The organism is Flavobacterium sp., from assembly GCF_043722275.1.
GTDB lineage: Bacteria > Bacteroidota > Bacteroidia > Flavobacteriales > Flavobacteriaceae > Flavobacterium.
Genome location: NZ_JAYSPC010000105.1, coordinates 41328 through 60242, shown reverse-complemented (window position 1 = coordinate 60242; position 18915 = coordinate 41328). Strand labels below are relative to the sequence as shown.

Annotated in this window: 20 protein-coding genes; all 20 read left to right on the top strand. The window is 29.1% G+C overall.

The genetic code is table 11. The features are described 5' to 3' along the window. Positions 1-4 precede the first annotated feature (4 nt). The 20 genes from rfbC (at position 5) to ACHZDT_RS13135 (ending at position 18882) form a co-directional block, all read left to right on the top strand. Complete coding sequence (rfbC, locus tag ACHZDT_RS13230; protein ID WP_394775101.1) at positions 5-553, top strand: dTDP-4-dehydrorhamnose 3,5-epimerase; 549 nt, start codon at positions 5-7, stop codon at positions 551-553. Then, entirely contained in the window at positions 553-1398 is an 846-nt protein-coding gene (rfbD, locus tag ACHZDT_RS13225; RefSeq protein WP_394775100.1) for a dTDP-4-dehydrorhamnose reductase, read from the top strand. Before rfbC ends, rfbD begins: the two co-directional genes overlap by 1 nt. A gap of 68 nt (positions 1399-1466) precedes the next feature. Beyond that, positions 1467-2351, top strand: coding sequence for a glucose-1-phosphate thymidylyltransferase RfbA (gene rfbA / locus ACHZDT_RS13220; RefSeq protein WP_394775099.1), 885 nt, complete (start codon positions 1467-1469; stop codon positions 2349-2351). 84 nt (positions 2352-2435) lie between these two features. Beyond that, positions 2436-4403, top strand: coding sequence for a polysaccharide biosynthesis protein (locus tag ACHZDT_RS13215; RefSeq protein ID WP_394775098.1), 1968 nt, complete (start codon positions 2436-2438; stop codon positions 4401-4403). Positions 4404-4604: 201 nt separating this feature from the next. Further along, a complete protein-coding gene (locus ACHZDT_RS13210; RefSeq protein WP_394775097.1) occupies positions 4605-5471 on the top strand; it encodes an ABC transporter permease in 867 nt (288 codons plus the stop codon). A 62-nt stretch (positions 5472-5533) separates the two neighbouring features. Then, positions 5534-6805: a polysaccharide ABC transporter ATP-binding protein gene (locus ACHZDT_RS13205; protein WP_394775096.1), complete on the top strand. Its 1272-nt coding sequence runs from the start codon at positions 5534-5536 to the stop codon at positions 6803-6805. 6 nt (positions 6806-6811) lie between these two features. Then, on the top strand, positions 6812-7579 hold the full coding sequence (locus ACHZDT_RS13200) for an FkbM family methyltransferase (RefSeq protein ID WP_394775095.1): 768 nt from the start codon (positions 6812-6814) through the stop codon (positions 7577-7579). Next, positions 7580-8653 carry a DegT/DnrJ/EryC1/StrS family aminotransferase gene (locus ACHZDT_RS13195; protein WP_394775094.1) on the top strand — a complete coding sequence of 358 codons (1074 nt, stop codon included), beginning with the start codon at positions 7580-7582 and terminating at the stop codon, positions 8651-8653. Beyond that, positions 8654-9349 (top strand): WbqC family protein, encoded by a 696-nt coding sequence (locus tag ACHZDT_RS13190; RefSeq protein ID WP_394775093.1) that lies wholly within the window; start codon positions 8654-8656, stop codon positions 9347-9349. Further along, entirely contained in the window at positions 9349-9981 is a 633-nt protein-coding gene (locus ACHZDT_RS13185; RefSeq protein WP_394775092.1) for a class I SAM-dependent methyltransferase, read from the top strand. Before ACHZDT_RS13190 ends, ACHZDT_RS13185 begins: the two co-directional genes overlap by 1 nt. Positions 9982-9986: 5 nt before the next feature. After that, a complete protein-coding gene (locus ACHZDT_RS13180; protein WP_394775091.1) occupies positions 9987-10640 on the top strand; it encodes an acetyltransferase in 654 nt (217 codons plus the stop codon). A 3-nt stretch (positions 10641-10643) separates the two neighbouring features. Next, positions 10644-11576: a hypothetical protein gene (locus ACHZDT_RS13175; RefSeq protein WP_394775090.1), complete on the top strand. Its 933-nt coding sequence runs from the start codon at positions 10644-10646 to the stop codon at positions 11574-11576. Positions 11577-11598: 22 nt separating this feature from the next. After that, positions 11599-12417 carry a glycosyltransferase gene (locus ACHZDT_RS13170; RefSeq protein WP_394775089.1) on the top strand — a complete coding sequence of 273 codons (819 nt, stop codon included), beginning with the start codon at positions 11599-11601 and terminating at the stop codon, positions 12415-12417. Position 12418: 1 nt separating this feature from the next. Continuing rightward, the gene (locus tag ACHZDT_RS13165; protein ID WP_394775088.1) at positions 12419-13408 is read left to right on the top strand and encodes a glycosyltransferase family A protein; all 990 of its coding nucleotides are present in this window, start codon (positions 12419-12421) and stop codon (positions 13406-13408) included. Further along, positions 13405-14298, top strand: coding sequence for a glycosyltransferase (locus tag ACHZDT_RS13160; RefSeq protein ID WP_394775087.1), 894 nt, complete (start codon positions 13405-13407; stop codon positions 14296-14298). Before ACHZDT_RS13165 ends, ACHZDT_RS13160 begins: the two co-directional genes overlap by 4 nt. Next, entirely contained in the window at positions 14295-15434 is a 1140-nt protein-coding gene (locus ACHZDT_RS13155) for a glycosyltransferase (protein ID WP_394775086.1), read from the top strand. The genes ACHZDT_RS13160 and ACHZDT_RS13155 overlap by 4 nt, the downstream gene beginning before the upstream one ends. Further along, positions 15431-16393, top strand: coding sequence for a glycosyltransferase (locus ACHZDT_RS13150; protein WP_394775085.1), 963 nt, complete (start codon positions 15431-15433; stop codon positions 16391-16393). Before ACHZDT_RS13155 ends, ACHZDT_RS13150 begins: the two co-directional genes overlap by 4 nt. Next, positions 16390-17235, top strand: coding sequence for a glycosyltransferase family 2 protein (locus ACHZDT_RS13145; protein ID WP_394775084.1), 846 nt, complete (start codon positions 16390-16392; stop codon positions 17233-17235). The genes ACHZDT_RS13150 and ACHZDT_RS13145 overlap by 4 nt, the downstream gene beginning before the upstream one ends. A gap of 22 nt (positions 17236-17257) precedes the next feature. Beyond that, positions 17258-17959 (top strand): hypothetical protein, encoded by a 702-nt coding sequence (locus ACHZDT_RS13140; RefSeq protein ID WP_394775083.1) that lies wholly within the window; start codon positions 17258-17260, stop codon positions 17957-17959. Continuing rightward, the gene (locus ACHZDT_RS13135) at positions 17956-18882 is read left to right on the top strand and encodes a polysaccharide biosynthesis protein (protein WP_394775082.1); all 927 of its coding nucleotides are present in this window, start codon (positions 17956-17958) and stop codon (positions 18880-18882) included. Before ACHZDT_RS13140 ends, ACHZDT_RS13135 begins: the two co-directional genes overlap by 4 nt. Positions 18883-18915 lie beyond the last annotated feature (33 nt).

Sequence of the window (18915 nt, the reverse complement as noted above, 5' to 3'; positions counted from 1 at the left end):
TTATATGAAAATTGAAGAAACATTTATAAAAGATTTAGTAGTTATCGAACCTACAGTTTTTGGAGATGAAAGAGGTTATTTTTTTGAATCATACAGCAAAACTAAATTTGAAAATTTAGGAATTAATATAGATTTCGTTCAGGACAATCAGTCTTTTTCTAAAAAAGGTACTTTAAGAGGTTTGCACTATCAAAACCCTCCTTTTGCCCAAACAAAATTAGTTCGTGTTTTAGAAGGCGAGATTATTGATGTTGCAGTTGATTTAAGGAAAGACTCCCCTACTTTTGGAAAATCTTTTAGTGTTTTATTATCAGCCGAAAATAAAAAACAATTATTAGTGCCGCAAGGATTTGCACATGGTTTTTCGGTTATTAGTGAAACCGCATCTGTGATGTATAAATGTGATCAGTTTTATAATAAAGAATCAGAAGGAGGAATTAAATTTGATGATCCTTCTCTTAATATAGATTGGGGAATGGATTTAAAAGAAGCAATTGTTTCAGAAAAAGACCAAATACTTCCCTTTATTGATAATTGTAATAGTTTATTTTAATGGAAAGAATTCTTGTAACAGGAGCAAATGGACAACTAGGATCTGAACTTTCTGCTTTGTCATCAAATTATCCACAATATGAATGGATTTTTGCTGATAGAACTAAAATTACATTAGATAATTTAGAGTTACTTCAAAATCAATTAGAAGATATTCAGCCAAATATAATTTTTAATTGTGCTGCATATACGGCAGTTGATAAAGCTGAAACTGAAAAAGAATTAGCTTTTACTATCAATCATAAGGCAGTAGAATTAATTGCAAAATATGCTTTTGAAAATAATGCAAAATTAATTCATATATCTACAGACTATGTTTTTGACGGATCATCGTCAATCGCTTTAAATGAAGATGAAGATACGAATCCAATAAATATTTATGGAGCCAGTAAAAGAGCTGGTGAAATCGCTTGCTTGAAAGAAAATCCAAATTCAATTATCATAAGAACTTCTTGGGTATATAGTAAATTTGGAAATAATTTTGTTAAAACCATGCAGCGTTTGATGCAGGAAAAGGATAGTATAAATGTTGTAAATGATCAAATTGGTTCACCAACTTATGCGGCTGATTTAGCTCAGGCTATGATTACTATTTTAGAATCATCTAATTGGATTGCCGGAATTTACAATTATTCAAATGAAGGAGAAATAAGTTGGTATGAATTTGCGTTGACTATTAAAGAAATTGGCGGATATGATTGCAATGTGAGCGGAATACCATCAGCATCATATCCTACACCTGCAAAGCGTCCAGAGTTTTCGTTGTTAGATAAGAAAAAAATAAAGACTACTTATAATTTGGATATTCCGAATTATAAAGAGAGTTTGAAAAAAATGTTTATATAAGTAAAGATGATTTGATTTAGCATTTCGCTTATACGAAATCTATAATTTAATATCTAAAATAAAAGTTTATGAAAGGAATTATATTAGCTGGAGGCTCTGGTACCCGTTTACATCCATTGACACTTGCTATGAGTAAGCAAATGATGCCGGTTTATGATAAGCCAATGATTTATTATCCATTATCAACCTTGATGATGTCGGGAATAAATGAGATATTAATTATCTCAACGCCTCATGACTTACCACATTTTAAAAAGTTATTAGGAGATGGTTCTACCTTAGGTTGTAAATTCAGTTATGCAGAACAAGCAATTCCTAATGGCTTAGCACAGGCATTTGTTATTGGAGAAGAATTTATTGGTGATGATGATGTCGCTTTAATATTAGGCGATAATATATTTTTTGGTTCTAATATGCAAGAGCTTTTAAAATCAAATACTAAGCCAGTAGGAGGAGTTGTTTTTGCTTATCATGTTTCAGATCCTGAACGATATGGAGTTGTTGAATTTGATGAAAATTACAAAGCGATTTCTATTGAAGAAAAGCCAACTGAACCAAAATCAAGTTATGCTGTTCCGGGGTTATATTTTTATGATAATTCGGTTGTTGAAATTGCCAAAAATATTAAACCGAGCGCTCGTGGCGAATATGAAATAACAGATGTAAATAAAGTTTATCTGGCAAAAGAAGCCTTAAAAGTTGGTATTTTAAGTAGAGGAACAGCGTGGTTAGATACAGGAACTTTTAATAGTTTAATGCAAGCAGGACAATTTGTACAGGTTCTTGAAGAAAGACAAGGCTTAAAAGTAGGCTGTATTGAAGAAATTGCCTGGAGACAAGGATTTATAAATGACACTCAGCTTGAAGAACTTGCCTTGCCTTTGGTGAAATCCGGATACGGTACCTATTTAATAGAATTTTTGAAACAAAAGAAAAAAGGTGTTAAAATCTAATTTACCTTAAGAAATAATTTTTTAAAACCTTTAATTTGTACTTTTGTAAGTCACGTAGGCTTTGCAAAATCAAACTAAACCAAATTGGATACAGATAAACAAACTAAAATAGTCTCTTTGCTGCATAATTTTTTCTCTCCAAGGAATTTAAGAAGCAGTATTAATAATCTTAGCTATTTGCCTAGATGGATCATTATTGCGATAGATGTAATGGTTCTGATTTTTTCATTCACATTTACTTATATGTTGTTTGAAGGAACAGCATTAGGATATATAATTACCTCACATCAGTTTTATTTTGTTGCAAGTCTGATCATTATAAATATATTTTTCTTTTGGCTTTTTAGGACATATTCAGGAATTATCCGCCATTCGTCTTATATTGATGCTATAAAACTGCTGTTTTCTCAAATGTCAGTTTTAGTGTTTTTTCTATTTTTCAATTTAGTTTTTGAATTATATACCGGACATAAAGCATTCTTAAATACTGCACTTTTTATCAATTTAGTCTTGTCGTTTTGTGGTTTGTTTTTGTACCGAGTTGTAGTAAAACAAACTTTCGAATTATATTTTTCAGAAAAAACTAATTCTAAGTTAATCAGAACCGTAATTTATGGAACAGATGCTAATGCGATTTCAGTTGCAAATGCATTGAAGTTTGAAACGCCTTCCCGATTTAAAATCGTTGGTTTTGTCGATAAAAATAATCAGAATGCATCTAAACGAATGTTAGATTTGCCTATTTTGATTTTGCGAAAAAAATTACCGGCTTTAATGCGTTCCGTAGCAGCAGAAGGTGTTATTATAGCAGATAAAAGTTTATCTAAGGAAGAGCAATTAATTATTGTTGATCAATGTTTAGAATTCAATTACAGAGTATATACAGTTCCTTTGATATCGGATTGGGAAAATCAAAAAGAAATTTCTCAAAAAGTAAAAAATATTCAGATTGAAGATTTATTAGAAAGAAAACCAATAGTTCTGGACAGTAAATCAATTTCAAAACAATTAAAAGATAAAACGATTCTTATTACAGGTGCTGCAGGATCAATAGGAAGCGAAATCGTAAGACAGGTTTTAGGATTTAATCCTAAAATGGTCATTATATTAGATCACGCTGAAACACCACTTCACAATTTGTGTTTAGAGACTTTAACTTTAAATTCAGAATCAAAAATTGTAGCTGTAATTGCGGATGTAAGAAGTAAAAAAGCATTAGAAAAAGTTTTTAAAAATTACAGTCCACACGTTGTTTTTCATGCAGCGGCTTATAAACATGTTCCTTTGATGGAAGAAAATCCATCACAAGCAATTCAGACAAATATTAAAGGCACAAAGAACTTAGCTGATTTGTCTTGCAAATACCACGTCAAGAAATTTGTTATGGTATCTACTGATAAAGCGGTTAACCCAAGTAATGTAATGGGAGCCAGTAAACGAATAGCAGAGAAATATGTACAATCTTTGTTTTTGAAAAATCAAAGAGAAAATGTAGAAGGTGCAACAAAATTTATTACCACTCGTTTTGGAAATGTTTTAGGTTCTAACGGTTCGGTTGTTCCTTTATTTACAAAACAAATTGCCGAAGGAGGACCAGTTACCATAACACATCAGGATATTATTCGTTATTTTATGACAATTCCTGAGGCTTGTCAATTAGTTCTTGAAGCCGGTGCAATGGGTAACGGAGGGGAGATTTATATTTTTGATATGGGTAAACCAGTTAAAATAATTGACCTTGCTAAAAAAATGATTAAGTTAGCAGGATTTATTCCGGATAAGGAGATAAAAATAAAAATTGTTGGATTAAGACCTGGTGAAAAATTATACGAAGAATTATTAAATGATACTTCTAAAACCTTACCAACTTACCATAATAAAATTATGATCGCTCAGGAAATCCAGGATGAATACGAAAATTTGCACATCGAGATTGATGAGCTAATAGGTATAGCTGATTTTTATGACAATGATGATATTGTAACTAAAATGAAGAAGATAGTTCCGGAATTTAAAAGTATGAATTCTACTTTTGAAATTTTAGATAAGTAGTTTCTTATGATAAATTGAACTTTGATTCAAAATGATATTAAAAAGGTGTTTTTTTATAAAACGCCTTTTTGTTTTTTAGATATTTTTTAAGCGATTAAAAATCTTGTTAATTTCCTTGCTTTAATTTATAAAACTATTTTACACATGATGAAATTTTATTTAAAGAATAAATCATTACAATTTAATTGTAATTAATATAAAATGAACGACAACAATAGCCCCAATGATTGGTTGTTTGAAATAACACCTAAAAATAAATTCTTCTCATTAAATTTAAAGGAAGTTTGGCAATATCGAGATTTACTATTTCTTTTTGTAAAACGAGATGTTATCACAGTTTACAAACAAACTGTTTTAGGTCCGCTTTGGTATTTAATTCAGCCTTTATTTACTTCCGTTACATTTACAATAATATTTAATAACGTTGCAGGAATAGATACAGGAACAGTACCTCCATTTTTATTTAATTTAGCGGGAATAACAGTTTGGAATTACTTCACAGCTTGCCTAACCGGAACATCAGATACTTTTAAGGCGAATGCTGCAATATTTGGAAAAGTTTACTTTCCCAGAATTATTACACCACTATCAGTAGTAATTTCTAATTTGGTAAAATTCGGAATTCAATTTTTAATTTTTATTGGTTTCTATATCTTCTATTATTTTCAGGAAGTTGATTTAAGTTTAAACAGCTCAATTTTATTTTTTCCTATTTTGATTGTAATAATGGGAATATTAGGACTAGGTTTAGGAATGCTTATTTCGGCAACAGTAACAAAATATCGTGATTTTAGTCATTTAATTAGTTTTGGTATACAATTGTTGATGTATTTGTCTGCGGTAATGTACCCTATGGAATTAATCAAAGATAAATTACCAAGTTACGGATGGCTTGTTGAATATAATCCATTAGCTTACATAATAGAAACAGCTCGCTACATGCTTTTGAATGTTGGCGAAGTTTCAATTTTAGGATTAACTTATACTTTTATCGTAACTATCGTAGTATTTATTATTGGACTTTTAGTTTTTAATAAAACTGAAAAAAGTTTTATAGATACAGTATAATAGTTACTTAAACGCAATTTCAAGTTTCAATAACTTACTATTCATAATTTATTAATCGACAATTGAAAAAGGACATAATATTAAAAGCCGAAAACATTTCTAAACAATATCGTTTAGGGCAAGTAGGTACAGGAACTTTAAGTCATGACATCAATCGTTGGTGGCATAAAATTAGAGGTAAGGAAAATCCATATTTAAAAATTGGAGAAACGAACGATCGTTCAACTAAAGGAAATTCAGATTATGTTTGGGCTCTGCAAGATATAAATTTTGAAGTTGAACGTGGAGAAGTCCTGGGAATTATAGGTAAAAATGGAGCAGGAAAATCTACCTTATTAAAAATCCTTTCAAAAGTAACCGCTCCAACTACAGGAAGCATAAAATCCCGTGGACGTATTGCTTCGCTTTTAGAAGTTGGTACAGGCTTTAATGGAGAAATGACAGGAAGGGAAAATGTGTTCCTGAACGGTGCAATTCTTGGAATGACTAAAAAAGAAATCACTTCAAAACTTGATGAAATTATTGAATTTTCAGGTTGTGAGCGATATATAGACACACCGGTAAAAAGATATAGTTCAGGAATGACGGTGCGTTTAGCCTTTGCGGTAGCGGCCTTTTTAGAACCGGAAATTTTGGTTATCGATGAGGTTTTGGCAGTTGGGGATGCTGAATTCCAGAAAAAGGCTATAGGAAAAATGCAAGATATTTCTAAAGGTCAAGGTCGCACAGTTTTGTTTGTAAGTCACAATATGGCAGCTGTCAAAAGCTTGTGTACAAAAGGATTAGTCCTGGTTAATGGATGTGTTGCAATGACTGGAAATGTTGAAAATGCTGTTAATTATTATTTAAGTCATGACTCTGAGTCAATGAATAAAAAAGTTTTTTCTTCAAAATATGAAACAAATGAATTTAAACTTCATGAAATTAGTTTAAATGGAGTTGGAAAATTATCTGATGAACCATTGAATGAATATCAAGAAATTGAAATTAATACGTTATTTACTTTAAAAGATAGTTCAAAGAGTTTGCATTTGACATTTGTATTAAATAATGATTCAGGAGAACCGCTTTTTACATTTTCTCACTCAAATAGTAATTTAAAAATAAAGGAGGGATTGAACAGGGTAAAATGTTCTTTTCCACAAGGATTTTTAAATGTAGGTACTTACTATTTAAGTTTTTATGTCATTGAAGATGCTAAGTCAACGCTTTTTGTTGAAAATGATATCATGTCATTTATTATTCAGGAAGGGGAACGTCCTATTGGTTCCTGGATGGGAAAAGAACCGGGATTTATAAAGCCAAAATTTGAGTGGTCAATTAAAGACAATTAAAATAAAATGAAAAAAAAGATTAAAAAAGTCTCTAAATTATTGCTGAAAAAATTAGGCTACAATTTGAGTAAAGTGAGCGCTTCAAATACAGCAATCGATACAAATAGTAAGAATTTTTTATTATCGAATTTTTATGATACTTTAAAAAAGCTAAACTTTGAGCCCAAACATATTGTAGATATTGGTGCTAATCATGGTACATGGACCCGCGAAACTTTACAATATTTTCCTGAAGCATATTATACGCTGTTAGAACCACAGGAATGGTTAAAAGAATCGTTTCAGGATATTTTACAGACTAATGATAAAGTTCAATTTCACCCAGTTGGTGCCGGTGAAAAAAAAGGCTCTTTTCTTTTTACCATTGTAGATCGTGATGACAGCTGTTCTTTTAGATACACAAAAGAAGAAGCATTAAATGCTGGATTTAAACAATTAGAAATTCCGGTAGTTACTTTAAATGAGTTACTTTTTGAAAGTAAAATTCCAGTTCCGGATATTATAAAAATTGATGCAGAAGGATTAGATATTGAAGTGTTAAAAGGCGCAAGTGATTTTTTTGGAAAAACTGAAATATTCATGGTGGAAGCAGGGGTTGTTATTAAATCATTTGATAATAATATCTTAAAATTAATGAATTTCATGGACGAAAATGGATACAAATTATTTGAAATAACAGATTTAAACAGACCTTTTGCATTAAAAGTTTTATGGCTTGTTGAACTTGTTTTTGTGAAAAAAGATGGGTTTATTGACTCTCAAAAAATCATATAAATGATTACAGTAACTAAAACATTTCTACCACCAATAAATGAATATAATAAGCAAGTACAACGTGCTTGGGATAAACAATGGCTCACAAATCGTGGAGAGCTGGTATTAGAATTAGAAGAAAAGTTAAAAAATTATCTCAATATTTCTAATATCATTACAACAAATAATGGTACTGTGCCATTGCAAATAGCTCTAAAATTATTAGGAAATCAAGGTGAAATAATTACAACGCCTTTTAGTTATGTTGCTACAGCCGCTGCAATAGTCTGGGAGAATTGCACTCCTATTTTTGTAGATATTCATCCTAAATATTTAACAATTGACGAAACTAAAATTGAAGCTGCAATTACTAATAAAACAACAGCAATTTTAGCGACTCACGTTTTTGGAAATCCCTGTAATGTTGAGGTTATAGAAATGATTGCTCAAAAGCATAACTTAAAAGTAATTTATGATGCTGCTCATGCATTTGGTGTAACTTATAAAGGTAAATCATTATTTGATTATGGTGACATTAGTACTTGCAGCTTTCATGCTACAAAATTGTTTCATACAGGTGAAGGCGGAGCAATGTTTGCTAAAGATCCAGATTTATATCATAAAATGTTTTATAGCCATAATTTTGGACATGAAGGGTCTCTATCCTTCTATGGATTAGGTATTAATGGTAAATTATCTGAACTTCAAGCTGCAATGGGTTTGTCAATTTTGCCATATATGGATATGATATTTTCTGAAAGAAAAATAATAGTAGAATACTATAATTCAAATTTAGATTTATCTAAAATTCAACTTTTAAAATTACGAGAATATACAAATTGGAATTATAGTTATTTCCCAATTATTTTCAATAGTGAAAGCAAACTATTGAAAATTGAAAAGGTATTAAATGATAACCAAATTTTTCCTAGGCGATATTTTTATCCTTCTTTAAATACAGTAGAATATATGAAAGGAGACTTAATGATTGTTTCTGAAAGTATTGCATCTCGAATCTTATGTTTACCATTATATATAGGTTTATCAATTGAGGAATTACAAAAAATAGTTTCACTTATAAATGAAAATTTATAAATGAAAGTAGCTATAATGCAACCTTACTTCTTGCCCTACATTGGATATTTTCAGTTAATTAATGCTGTAGATACTTTTGTAATTTATGATGATGTTAATTTTATAAAGAGAGGATGGATTAACAGGAATAATATATTAGTGAATGAAAAACAATTTCTATTTACAATTTCTTTAAAATCAGTTAGTCAGAATAAATTAATAAACCAAATTGAAATAAATGAAAATTCGACATGGAAAGGAGATTTATTAAAGACGATAGTACAAGGATATTCAAAAGCTCCATTTTTTGAGCAAGTTTTTCCTTTGATTCAAGATATAATAAAATTGGAGGAATCTAATGTTTCTAAATTTATAATTTATTCTTTACAGAAGATTTGCTCTTTCCTCGAAATTAATACAAAGATTATTATTTCGTCGGATCTTAAAAAAGATAATAATTTAAAAGGTCAGGATAAAATTTTAGAAATTTGTAAAAAACTTGGAGCCAAAGATTATATTAATGCATCAGGGGGAGTAGAATTGTATGATGAGAAAGTGTTTTTAGAGAATAATATGTTTTTAAAATTTATTAAATCTAATACTGTAATTTATCCACAATTTAAAAATACATTTATATCTCATTTATCAATAATTGATGTAATGATGTTTAATTCAGTTGAAAATATTAGGGACTTTTTAAATCAAGATGTGTTATAATGAAAAATTACAATAAAATAATAGAACATTATGAGCATTGTCTTGAAAAATATGGTGACAATCATTTGGGTGTTGATTGGCCCAAAGAAGAAGATGTTGATAAACGTTATAAAGTAATGTTAGATATTATTAGATTCAATGAAGATTCTAATAAACAACATTCTATGTTAGATTTTGGTTGTGGAACAGCACATCTTTTAGAATACATTCAAACAAACAATATCCAAAATATTAATTATTCCGGTTTAGATATCTCTCAAAAATTTATTGATGTTTCGCTAAAAAAGCATCCAAATAATTCTTTTTATTGCTTAGACATATTTGAGTCCGAGAATTCTATTGATAATTTTGATTATGTAATAATGAATGGTGTTTTTACAGAAAAAAGAGAATTGTCATATGATGAAATGTGGGATTACTTTACAAAGATGATAACCATTATATATAAAAAATGTAACAAAGGATTTTCGTTTAATATAATGTCTAAAATTGTAGATTGGGAAAGAGAGGATTTGTTTCATGTTTCCCATGATGCATTAAGTCAATTTTTATGTGATAATCTTACTAGAAATTATGTTATAAGAAATGATTACGGATTATATGAATATACGGTCTATGTTTTAAAAAAATAATCTATATGGCAAAAGTTATAATTTTTGGAATTCAGGATTTTGCTGAACTAGCTCATTATTATCTTGAAAATGATTCAGAACATGAAGTTGTTGCTTTTAGTGTTAATGAAAATTATTTGTCTGAAAATAAAATTTTTCATGGCTTGCCAATTATAGCTTTTGAAAATATTGAGAAGCAATATTCTCCAGATGAATTTAAATTTTTTGCACCAATGGCTCCTCAAAAAATGAATCAGTTACGAGAAAAAGTTTATAATGATATCAAATCAAAAGGATATGAATTGATAAGTTATGTGAGCAGTAAAGCAATTTTATTTAATAATTCGATAGGAGATAATTGCTTTATATTAGAAAATAATACAATTCAACCGTTTACATCAATTGGTAACAACGTCATTTTATGGAGTGGAAACCATATAGGGCACCATAGCACAATAAAAAACCATATTATGTTTACCTCACATGTTGTTTTATCGGGGCATTGTGTAGTTGAAAATTATTGTACGTTTGGAGTAAATTCAACAATTAGAGATGGTTTGCATATTGCTGAAGGTACTTTTGTGGCTATGTCGGCAAGTATTATTAAAAACACAGAATCTTGGTCAATATATAAAGGAAACCCAGGAGTGAAATCTGAAATATCAAGTAAAAGATTATAAAATATGTGGAAGAAAAAAGGATTGATATTTAGAGTAGATGATTATAAAAATGATTTTATCAAATCACATGCATCAATACCATTCGCATATCAGATTGAAGACGATGTTTTTAGGATTTATTTTAGTTCAAGAAATGAAAATGGGAAATCACTTCCTTATTATGTTGAAGCTAGAATAAATGATGGAAATATACAACTGGTTGGAGACGTTACAGGTCCAATTTTAGAGTTGGGAAAACTGGGCAGCTTTGATGATAGTGGTATTATGCCATCATGTTTAATTAATAATAATAATGGGCAGTTATTTATGTACTATATAGGATGGAATCCTCAAGTAACAGTTTCATACAGACTTTCAATAGGACTAGCGGTAAGCAATGATAATGGGCTTTCATTTACAAAATATAGTGAGGGACCAATCTGTGATAGAAATATAAATGAACCTTACTTTAATACCGCCCCATTTGTAATATTAGAAGATAATAAGTGGAAAATGTGGTATATCTCTTGTACTGGTTGGGAATTAATTAATGATTATCCGGAACCATCTTATCATATAAAATATGCAGAATCTGACAATGGAATTGATTGGGAAAGAAATGGCAAAATTAGTGTAGATTATGATGAAAGAGCAAAAGCATTAGGCAGACCATGTGTATTTAAAAAAAATAATATTTATAATATGTATTTTTCATATAGAAATACAGATGGGTATAGAACATCGGATAAAGACGGGTATAAGATTGGCTTAGCAATATCCACCAATGGAATTGTTTGGGAAAAAGAGTATGAAAACACCAATATTAAATTATCAAATTCAGGATGGGACGATAAAATGATGGAATATTGCCATGTATTTGAACATAATGGAATAATTTATATGTTATATAACGGCAATGATTTTGGAAAAGAAGGATTTGGATATGCAGTTATGTAGTTCCCCATTTTTGGCTATATATATGATTACATATAACCATGAATCATTTATTGAAGAAACGATTGAGTCGATGATGACTCAAAAGACTAATTTTGAATATAAGTTATTTATTGGAGAAGATTTCTCCAAAGATAATACTCGCGAAGTTTGCGTGAGACTTAAAGAAAAATACCCAAACAAAATTGATTTGTTTTTAAATGAAAAAAATTTAGGAGCAAATTTAAATGCCAAACAAATTTTTAAAGCTTGTTTTGAAAGTGGTGCAAAATATATTGCCCTTTGCGAAGGTGATGATTATTGGACAGATCCATTAAAACTACAAAAGCAAGTTGATTTTTTAGAAGCAAATCCAGATTATGTAATCTGTTATCATAAAGTCAAAGTATTGCAAAATGGTATTTTAAAAGAAGATACAATTACACAAGAAGTAGCAGAAACGACTACAATAAAAGATCTTGCAAAAGGAAATTATATTCATACTTGTAGCGTTGTTTTCAAAAATAATTTATTCGAAAAATTTCCGGAATATTTTCATAAATCTCCTGTTGGTGATTACTTTCTTCATATGTTAAATGCACGTTACGGAAAGATAAAATTTCTAGATGAGTATATGGGAGTTTACAGGTTACATGAAACTTCAGTATGGTCATCAAAAACTCAGATTAAAAGAGAGCAAATTTGGAGAGAATTTCTAAAAAATATCAGAAAAAACTTTGATAAAGAAGTTCAGGAAATACTAGACAATCAATTAAAACAATATAAAATTTCACATAAAAAAAGAAGAATAGCATCTATAAAGAAATTCATAAAACGTTTTCTCTTTTTTAAAAGAAATAAATAAAATGCTGGATAATTTACCTTTAATTTCAGTAATTGTTCCAAATTACAATCACGAAAATTATCTCAAACAGCGTTTAGAGGCTATTTTTAATCAAACGTATCAAAACTTTGAGGTCATTTTGTTAGATGATTGCAGTACTGATAATAGTAAGGCGATTTTAGTTGAATATGCCAAAAACTCAAAAGTAACTAATTGTGTTTTTAATATAGTAAATTCAGGAAATACATTTAAACAATGGCAAAAAGGAATTGATTTAGCAAAAGGTGACTTTATTTGGATAGCAGAATCAGATGATTTTTGCGATCCTAATTTTTTAGAAAAAGTTAGTAAACCATTATTTAAAAATGATGAAATTGTTTTGTCATATTGTCAATCTAATCGAGTTAATGAAAACGGTTCAATAACAGGAAATTGGAAAGATCATACAGATCCTTTGGATGTAAAACAATTTGAATCAGATTTTATAATGGATGGTAATTTATTCATAGAAAAATACCTTATCTATTTTAATGTTATTCCAAATGCTAGTGCTGCATTATTAAGAAAAAAAAATCTAAAAATTTCTGATGATTTAGTTTCAAATACGCAATTGAAATCCTGCGGTGATTGGATTTTATATCTTCAGCAAATTACCAATCATCAAATTGCATTTATAGCAGAGTCACTTAACAGTTTTAGATTTCACTCTACCAGCGTTATTGCGACCGCAGCTAAAGTAGAAAGCAGAATTTCGATTATCGAAATCAATTTGCAAATGAGAAAAGTGATGTTTTCATTTTTACAAAAAAATAAGCCGGAAAATTTCACACAAATTACATTAAATAATAAAAGCACTGTAAGATCCTTAAAATATAAAAAAGGCATCATTCTAATCCAGAATAATAAAAAATGGAAAGGCACAATTGTGTTATTAAGTGTTTTAAATGAATTTCTATTAAGGTATCAATTTAAGAAAAGGTTAATCTTAAAATTAAAGAAGATAATTTCATGATTTCGATTATAATCTGCTCCAGAGAAAACAACATTTCGACTTCTTTAAAAGATAATATTGCAAGTACAATTGGATTTGAGTATGAATTAGTAATAATCGATAATTCAAAAAATCAATACTCAATTTTTGAAGCATATAATATCGGAATTGGCAAAAGCTACGGAGAAATACTTTGTTTTATACACGATGATATTAAAATAATTACTGAGAATTGGGGAGAAATTTTAAATACCATTTTAAAACAAAATGAAAAAATAGGGTTAATAGGGATTGCAGGTTCAAAAAGCAAAACTAAAATGCCTTCGGCTTGGTGGGATTCTCCGGCTCAGGATATATTTATAAATATTATTCAACATTCTTTAAACAAAGAAAAAGAACATTGGTTTAGAGGATTTACAAATAATCCGTTAGAAGAAGTTGTAGCAATTGATGGCGTTTTTATGGCTGCAAGAAAAGTTGAATCAATAAATTTTAGTGAAGAACTAAAAGGCTTTCATAATTATGATTTAAATTTTTCTTTCGAATATTTAAAAAAGGGATATAAAATCGTAGTTACAAAAGAAGTTTTATTAGAGCATTATTCGAGAGGAATTATTAATAAAGATTGGTGTAAATCAGCAATAGAATTTTATAAATTATACAAAGATTTCCTTCCTTTGTCAGTATCAGAAACTAATAACATAAAATCTCAAGAGTTTAAAAACGGAAATTATTTTGTGAGTCAATTAATTGGGTTTAATTTAATAAAAGAATCTTTTCGCTTTTGGCTGGATTTAATTTGGATGAAGCCAAAAAGCAAATCTCATTTTCAGCTTTTAAAAAAAATAATCAAACAATCCAAAGTCTTTAAAGTATATAAAAATACAAACCAAACAGATTCTAATAAATGAAAATTCTACTAATATCGATGCCGTCGGTTCATGTAATTCGGTGGATAGAAAATTTGCAGGATAGCAATTATGAATTGTATTGGTTTGATATTCTCGAAAGAGGAGAAATACAAACTTTAGATTCCGTTCATCAATTTACAAATTGGAAAAAAAGAAAAAAAAGATATATAAAAGGAGAGTTTTTTTTAAGTAAAAAAATGCCATTTGTATATAGAAATATTATTCCGTTTCTCGAAGTAACGTTAGATGAAGCTTTGCAGAAAGTGATTTTAGAGATTCAGCCAGATATTATACATAGTTTTGAAATGCAAAGCTGTTCTTATCCAATTTTAAAAACAATTGAAAAGTTTCCCAATATAAAATGGATATATTCTTGTTGGGGAAGTGATTTATACCATTATCGAAATTTTAAAAACCATATTTCACAAATAAAAGCAGTACTTAAAAGAGTCAATTTTTTACTTACAGATTGTGAACGTGATCATATAATAGCAAAAGAATTAGGTTTTAAAAATCAATTTTTAGGAATTATTCCGGGTGGAGCAGGTTTTAAAATTGATGAATTAGAACCTTTGAGATTGCCAATCAATGAGAGGAAACTAATTTTAGTTAAAGGTTATGAACATAATTTCGGGCGAGGATTAAATGTTGTAAAAGCCTTAGAGAGTTTGCAAGCAATAACATCTGGTTATGAAGTTGTAGTTTTTGGAGCTCATCCATCTGTAAAAAAATATATTCATGAAAATAAACTTGATTTTAAAGTATACGATCGCCATGAATTAACGCACCAGAACATCTTGGAACTTATGGGTAAATCATTGCTTTATATAGGCAATAGTATTTCTGATGGTATGCCAAATACTTTACTTGAAGCAATTGTTATGGGAGCATTTCCTATACAATCTAATCCTGGCGGAGTTACAGCAGAAATTATAAATCATAAAGTAAATGGCTTATTAATTGAAAATCCCGAAGATGTAAACGAATTAAAAATTTTAATTGCATACTTTTTTGCGAATAAAAATATAAGCGTACAAGCACAAAAACTTAATTATAGTTTGGCACAGGATAAGTTTGAATACGAGACAAATAAAAAAGCAGTTATCGAGATGTATCAAAAAGCAGCCAATATATGATAGCAATTGTTATTCCGTATTACAAGCTTGAGTTTTTTGAAGCAACTCTACAATCCTTAACAAGCCAGACAGACAAAAGATTTAAAGTTTACATAGGAAACGATGCAAGTCCGGAAAATCCAATATTATTGTTGGATAAATTTAAAGATGCTTTTGAATATAGTTATCATTATTTTGAGTCAAATCTTGGCGGAACATCATTAGTCAAACAATGGGAGCGATGTATTGAGCTTACAGATAATGAAGAATGGATGATGATTCTGGGTGATGATGATGTATTAAGTAATAACGTAGTTGAACAATTTTATAAAAATCAAGAAGAAATATCAAAACAAAATATAAATGTAGTTCGTTTTTCTACCAAGGTAATAAATGAAAAAGGCGAAGTTGTTTCAGATAAATTCGATCATCCGGTTTTAGAAAAAGGGCAGGATTTTCTAGCCAGAAAATTTTCAAAAAAAACAAGAAGTTCCCTAAGTGAATATTTATTTAAAAAAGAAATAGTAAAACAAAAAAACTTTAGAAATTTACCTCTTGCCTGGCATTCAGATGATTTGGCTGTATTAGAGTTTTCGGCGCCCAACTTTATTTATTCAATAAATGATGCTCATCTTTTAATTCGCGTTTCGAATTTAAGTATAACAGGAGATTCAAGTAGCAATGATCTTAAAAATCAGGCGACATTTGATTTTGTTAAAATACTTTTTACAGATTATAGCAGCGTTTTAACTAGATTTCAAAGCAAAGCGATTTTAAATAAACTGGAAGTTGCTTTTTTTAATATACCATCGTTTCAAAATTATAAAACAGTACATAATTATCATTTTAAGCAAATAGGATTTGTGTCGGCAATAAATTTTCAGTTACGATTAATAAAATATCGTATAATTTTAATCTTAAAAAAACTTAATATTTTCCAAGCTGTTTACACAGTATATGCTAAAATATTCAATAAATGAAAAACTTTTTTTTAGTTATCCCAACAAGAGACAGATTAGAATGTCTTTCTGATTTATTATTAGATTTAAATGCTTTCGAAAAAAGTATTTCGCAAGTAATTATAGTCGATCAAAGTCAGCTTGACATACAAGCAGATATTGAGAAACTGCCATTGAATTACAACTTTACTTTCGTAAAAAACGGAAGAGATAAATCAGTAAATCATTCCAGAAACCAATCTTTAAAACATTATAAAAACGAAGAATGGCTGTTTTTTCTTGATGATGACTTAAGAATTCCTAATATTGCATTTGAGCAAATTATAGAAATCTTAAAACCTAATATTATTGATGTTTTAATTCCCGGAATTCAATTTGAAGGAATGGAAACAGCAGAATTTAAATATCAAACTATTTTAGATACTATTGCAAAACCACATAATTTTTCAAAACCAAGATTTAGATTGCAAGTATGCTCCGGTTTAAATATTGTAAAAAAAGATGTTTTTAAAGATGCGGGATTCCTGTTTGATGAAAATTTCACAATATGGGGCGATGATTGGGACTACGGAATGCGTTTGCTTCAGGCTGGAGCAAATATTTATTATCAGCCTAAAATTCTAGTCGAACATTTACAAGTTCCCATTGGCGGGCAAAGAGATAAAGGAAAATCAATTGATGTTGAATTAGAAAGACAAAAGCTATATTTCTACTTCTACAAAAAACATTTTTCTACAACTGTTTTAAAACAGCAATTTTATCTGGGTGTAATCGAAGGAATCAAAATAGTGTTACAAACAGGCAAGATTTCAAAATTAAGAAATTGTATCAAAGGACATCGATTAATGAAATTAATCAAATAATAACATCTGTTAATTCAAATAAATGAAAATAGCAATTACAGGAGAAAAAGGTTTTATAGGTATACATCTAACCCAATATTTTAGAAATATTCTTAAATATGAAGTCATTGAACTTGGAAGAGATTATCTGGATCAGCTTTCAAAAGTAAAAGAATTAGATTGGCTTATTCACGGCGCTTTTATTCAACGACATAAAGATCCTGACACTTTAATCGCATTAAATAGAAAACTTACCAGCGAAACAATAAAATGTTTAACAGATAATGATCTTAAATGTAATATTGCTTTTTTGTCATCCTTACAAGAGGATTTAGATAATCCATACGGACAAGCTAAAAAAGAAGCAAAAATTGCTTTAAACGATTATTGTACCTCAGTTAGTAAAGCGTTTATATCCTTTAAACTCCCTAATTCTTTCGGGGTTTACGCTGTTCCTGACAAAACATCTTTTGTGGCCACATTTTGCTACAATCTGCATAATGATTTGCCAATAGAATTTAATAAAAACAAAGTAAAACTGGTTAGTATTAATGATGTATTGCCAATAATTGGTCATTTAAAACAAAGCGAAATTTTGTATCAGGAAACTTCAGTTGATGAAATTTACAGACTTTTACAACATTTTCATGAAATCAACCAAAGTCATAAATTTCCGGAATTGAAGACAAAATTTGAATTAGATTTGTATCAAACTTATTTGAGCTATATTAATTATAAAATATGAGATTATTTATCACGGGTGGAGCTGGTTATCTTGGAAGAGAAATAGTAAAAAGTTTTTATGACAAAGCCGAAATAACAATTTATAGCAGAGATGAGGCTAAACATTATTATTTAAAGAAACAATTCCCAAAAATTAACTGTGTAATTGGCGACGTCTCAGATTTTAAGTTAATGAATAAAGCTGCTAAAAATCATGATCATGGTATTTTTGCAGCCTCTTTGAAACAAATAGAAGCAGTAGATCAAAATGTTGAGGTAGCGCTTAGAACGATTGTAAATGGAGCAATTAATTCCCGCAATGTAGCCGAAGAAAATGATTTTAAAGCCGCATGTTTTATATCTTCGGATAAAAGTCGTGCAGCAACAACATTGTACGGAGCAATGAAGTTTATTGGCGGAGAATCTTTTATAGTTGATGCCGAAAAATCAAATGTTAATCTTACTACAGCAATTTACGGTAACGTATTAAATTCAACCGGAAGTATAATACCATTGATATTAGATTCTATTAAAAATAAATACGAGCTAAAATTATATTCGCCTGAAATGACACGTTTCATGATCGATGTAGAAGAAGCCGTTGGACTTATACACAACTCATTTCAATTTACAGGATTCAATATTATCCCAAATATTCCGAGTTTTAGAGTTTTAGACCTTTTTGAAATTTATAAAGAAGAATATGGATTGAAATTTTCATTAGGAGTACCAAGAATTTCAGAAAAAATACATGAAATTATGATCGCCAAGGAAGAAACTCCAAGAACTTATCTTGATGAAAAACTTAATTTATACATGATGCATTATAAAAGCATTTATGAAAATTCAAATGTGAATTTTGATGAATTTTCAAGTCATAATGTTTCAGTATCAAAAGAGGAATTATATAAAAAGTTGAAAGAAAATAATTTTTTCAGCATTTAAATATTCATCGCTTCCAGTTTTAAAAATAAGCAT

Coding starts and splice junctions, on each gene's coding strand:
- ACHZDT_RS13150 (WP_394775085.1), top strand. CDS start 15,431: ATGATAGCAATTGTTATTCCGTATTACAAGCTTGAGTTTTTTGAAGCA.
- rfbA (WP_394775099.1), top strand. CDS start 1,467: ATGAAAGGAATTATATTAGCTGGAGGCTCTGGTACCCGTTTACATCCA.
- ACHZDT_RS13135 (WP_394775082.1), top strand. CDS start 17,956: ATGAGATTATTTATCACGGGTGGAGCTGGTTATCTTGGAAGAGAAATA.
- ACHZDT_RS13200 (WP_394775095.1), top strand. CDS start 6,812: ATGAAAAAAAAGATTAAAAAAGTCTCTAAATTATTGCTGAAAAAATTA.
- rfbC (WP_394775101.1), top strand. CDS start 5: ATGAAAATTGAAGAAACATTTATAAAAGATTTAGTAGTTATCGAACCT.
- rfbD (WP_394775100.1), top strand. CDS start 553: ATGGAAAGAATTCTTGTAACAGGAGCAAATGGACAACTAGGATCTGAA.
- ACHZDT_RS13180 (WP_394775091.1), top strand. CDS start 9,987: ATGGCAAAAGTTATAATTTTTGGAATTCAGGATTTTGCTGAACTAGCT.
- ACHZDT_RS13175 (WP_394775090.1), top strand. CDS start 10,644: ATGTGGAAGAAAAAAGGATTGATATTTAGAGTAGATGATTATAAAAAT.
- ACHZDT_RS13185 (WP_394775092.1), top strand. CDS start 9,349: ATGAAAAATTACAATAAAATAATAGAACATTATGAGCATTGTCTTGAA.
- ACHZDT_RS13155 (WP_394775086.1), top strand. CDS start 14,295: ATGAAAATTCTACTAATATCGATGCCGTCGGTTCATGTAATTCGGTGG.
- ACHZDT_RS13210 (WP_394775097.1), top strand. CDS start 4,605: ATGAACGACAACAATAGCCCCAATGATTGGTTGTTTGAAATAACACCT.
- ACHZDT_RS13190 (WP_394775093.1), top strand. CDS start 8,654: ATGAAAGTAGCTATAATGCAACCTTACTTCTTGCCCTACATTGGATAT.
- ACHZDT_RS13165 (WP_394775088.1), top strand. CDS start 12,419: ATGCTGGATAATTTACCTTTAATTTCAGTAATTGTTCCAAATTACAAT.
- ACHZDT_RS13160 (WP_394775087.1), top strand. CDS start 13,405: ATGATTTCGATTATAATCTGCTCCAGAGAAAACAACATTTCGACTTCT.
- ACHZDT_RS13170 (WP_394775089.1), top strand. CDS start 11,599: ATGATTACATATAACCATGAATCATTTATTGAAGAAACGATTGAGTCG.
- ACHZDT_RS13140 (WP_394775083.1), top strand. CDS start 17,258: ATGAAAATAGCAATTACAGGAGAAAAAGGTTTTATAGGTATACATCTA.
- ACHZDT_RS13195 (WP_394775094.1), top strand. CDS start 7,580: ATGATTACAGTAACTAAAACATTTCTACCACCAATAAATGAATATAAT.
- ACHZDT_RS13145 (WP_394775084.1), top strand. CDS start 16,390: ATGAAAAACTTTTTTTTAGTTATCCCAACAAGAGACAGATTAGAATGT.